This is a genomic window from Micromonospora globispora, from assembly GCF_003857015.1.
Taxonomy (GTDB): Bacteria; Actinomycetota; Actinomycetes; order Mycobacteriales; family Micromonosporaceae; genus Micromonospora; species Micromonospora globispora.
Window position 1 is genome coordinate 1 of sequence record NZ_QGGF01000561.1, and the last position, 3164, is coordinate 3164.

At 74.1% G+C, this 3164-nt stretch carries 3 protein-coding genes; 2 read left to right on the forward strand and 1 reads right to left on the reverse strand.

The features are described from left to right. A partial coding sequence (locus tag DKL51_RS28850) for a DEAD/DEAH box helicase (protein WP_124812779.1) occupies positions 1 to 1905 on the reverse strand: 1905 nt, incomplete at its 3' end. Positions 1906 to 1991: 86 nt separating this feature from the next. On the opposite strand from DKL51_RS28850, the gene DKL51_RS28855 reads away from it, so the two are divergent. Together DKL51_RS28855 and DKL51_RS28860 are read left to right on the forward strand one after the other, a co-directional pair. After that, positions 1992 to 2756: an HAD family hydrolase gene (locus DKL51_RS28855; protein WP_109943103.1), complete on the forward strand. Its 765-nt coding sequence runs from the start codon at positions 1992 to 1994 to the stop codon at positions 2754 to 2756. A 79-nt stretch (positions 2757 to 2835) separates the two neighbouring features. Beyond that, positions 2836 to 3164: TetR/AcrR family transcriptional regulator (locus DKL51_RS28860; RefSeq protein ID WP_148097878.1), on the forward strand; the 329-nt coding region annotated here is incomplete at its 3' end.

Here is a 3164-nt window from a genome sequence, read left to right on the forward strand (position 1 = left end):
CACCTCGGCCGGGGTGGTGAAGTCGCCGGGGCTGACCCGGCCGGCCCAGCGGTCCTGGGTCAGCACCAGCGGGCGCGGCTCACCGAAGCCGCCGGTGGCCGGGTCGAGCACGACCGCCAGGCCGGCCCGGCGCCCGGAGGGCACCCGGATCACGTCGCCGACCCGCAGCCGCTCCAGCGACGCCACCGCGGCGGCCTTGCGCTGGGACTGCCCCTGCCGGGCGATGGCGCGCTCCCGGTCGGCGATCGCCACCCGCAGCGCGAAGTACTCGTCGAAGTCCCCGTGGTGGCAGGTCGCCTCGACGCCGTACGCCTCGATGGTCTCGGTGTTGCGCTGCACCTGCCGGGCCAGGCCGACCACCGACCGGTCCGCCTGGAACTGCGCGAACGACGACTCCAGCAGCGCCCGCGCCGGCTCGGCCCCGACCGTGCCGACCAGGTTGACGGCCATGTTGTACGACGGCCGGAAGCTGGACCGCAGCGGATACGTACGGGTGGAGGCCAGGCCGGCCACGTGCCGCGGATCGGTCTCCGGGGACCAGACCACGACGGCGTGCCCCTCGACGTCGATGCCGCGCCGGCCCGCGCGCCCGGTGAGCTGGGTGTACTCCCCCGGCGTGAGGTCGACGTGGGCCTCGCCGTTGAACTTGACGAGCCGTTCGAGGACGACGCAGCGGGCCGGCATGTTGATCCCCAGCGCCAGGGTCTCGGTGGCGAAGACCGCCTTGACCAGGCCGCGGACGAACAGCTCCTCGACGACCTCCTTGAACGCGGGCAGCATGCCGGCGTGGTGGGCGGCCAGCCCCCGCTCCAGACCGTCGAGCCATTCCCAGTAGCCCAGCACCGACAGGTCCTCGCCGGGGATGGCGGTGATCCGGGACTCGACCACCTGGCGGATCTCGGCGCGTTCCTCCGGGCTGGTGAGCCGCAGCCCGGCGGCGAGGCACTGCTGCACGGCCGCGTCGCAGCCGGCCCGGCTGAAGATGAACAGGATCGCCGGAAGCAGCCCCTCCCGGTCGAGCCGGTCGACGATGTCCGGGCGCATCGGGCCGCGCCAGCGGGGGCCGCGGCGGCCGCCGCCGGGGGTGGCGCTGCGCCCCTCGCCGAGTTCGAGCCGGCGCATCGTGTCCCGGGTGTAGCGCAGCAGCTCGGGGTGCACGTCGTGCTTGCGGGCCGCGTCGGCGTCGTGGAACAGGTCGAACATCCGCTTGCCGACCAGCATGTGCTGCCAGAGCGGCACCGGGCGGTGCTCGCTGACCACCACGGAGGTCTCGCCGCGCACGGTGACCAGCCAGTCCGCGAACTCCTCGGCGTTGGAGACGGTCGCCGACAGCGAGACCAGGGTGACCGAGGCGGGCAGGTGGATGATCACCTCTTCCCACACCCCGCCGCGGAACCGGTCGGCGAGGTAGTGCACCTCGTCCATCACCACGTACGCCAGGCCCTCGAGGGTGCTGGAGCCGGCGTAGAGCATGTTGCGCAGCACCTCGGTGGTCATCACCACCACGGGCGCGTCGCCGTTGATCGCGTTGTCGCCGGTGAGCAGGCCGACCTGCTCGGCGCCGTAGCGGTCCACCAGGTCGTGGTACTTCTGGTTGGACAGCGCCTTGATCGGCGTGGTGTAGAAGCACTTGCGCCGGGTGGTCGGGCCCTCGGCCGCCTCCGGCTGCCCGGGCCGGCCGCGCAGGGCCAGGTGCACGGCGAACTCGCCGACCACGGTCTTGCCCGCGCCGGTGGGGGCGCAGACCAGCACCCCGCTTCCCCGTTCCAGCGCCTGACACGCCTCCCGTTGGAAGTCGTCGAGGTCGAACCCGAGGTCACGGGCGAACTCGTCCAGGGCCGGGAAGGCGGCGGCCTGCGCGGCCCGGCGGCGCGCCGCGGCGTACCGCTCGGCGGGGCTCGACATGCCCCCAAGATTAATCGGTACGACCGACGACCACCGGCCAAGGCCGTCCGGCAGCCCGGTCGGCGGCGGTCGGTAGGGTGCACGACGTGCCGGATCATGCCGAACCGCCCCATGCCTCGAGCGGCGCCGACGACGCCGTCCGCGCGAGCACGTCCCGTCGGCCCGTGGAGGCGGTGCTCTTCGACTTCCACGGCACCCTCGCCCAAGTGGAGGAGCCCCGCGACTGGGTGCTGCACGCCGCCGCGGCGTGCGGGGTGGAGCTGGACCGGATGCGCGCCACCGCCCTGGCCGACCGGCTGCTGACCGCCGGGCGGGCCGGCGGGCCGTTGCCGGCGCGGGTGCCGCCCCGGCTGGCCGAGCTGTGGGCCGACCGGGATCTGTACCCGCACGCCCACCGGGGTGCGTACACCGGGCTGGCCGAGACGGTGGACGCGGGCATCGAGGGGTTCGCCGAGGCGCTCTACGAGCGGTTGCTGGTCCCCGAGGGCTGGGTGCCGTACCCGGACACCGAGGCGACCCTCAAGACGCTGCGGCAGGCCGGGGTGAAGGTGGCCGTGGTCAGCAACATCGGCTTCGACATCCGGCCGCTCCTCACCGCCTGGGGCTTCCACGACCTGGTGGACGCGTACGCGCTCTCCTACGAGGTGGGGCGCTGCAAGCCCGACCCGGGCATCTTCCTGCGGGCCTGCGGAATGCTCGGCGTGGACCCGGAGCGGACGCTGATGGTGGGCGACACGCCGGCGGACGCGGGCGCGGTGGCGGCGGGCTGCGCCGTGCTGGTGCTGCCGTGCGCCGACGCCGGTCGGGCCAACGGTCTCGGCGCCGTGCTCGACCTGGCGTTTCCCTCGTGAGGTGGGGTTTCCGGCGCTAACGCGAAGGTGATAGCGCTTCGCGTAGCGCCGCTAACGGCAACGCCGTAACGTCGATCTCATGATCGAGACGTCGCCCCGGGACCGGATCGTCCGCGCCGCGGCCGCGCTGCTCGCCGAGGGCGGCCGGGACGCGGTCACCACGCGGGCGGTCAGCCGGGCCGCCGGCGTCCAGGCGCCGACCATCTACCGGCAGTTCGGCGACCTGCGCGGGTTGCTCGACGCGGCGGCCAGCTACGGCTTCGCCGCGTACCTGCACGCCCAGGCGGCCCGAAAGCCCGCCGCGGACCCGGTGGACGACCTGCGCCGGGGCTGGGACACCCTGGTCGAGTTCGGGGTGGCCAACCCCGCCTTCCACGCCCTCATGTACGGCGACCCCCGCCCCGGCGC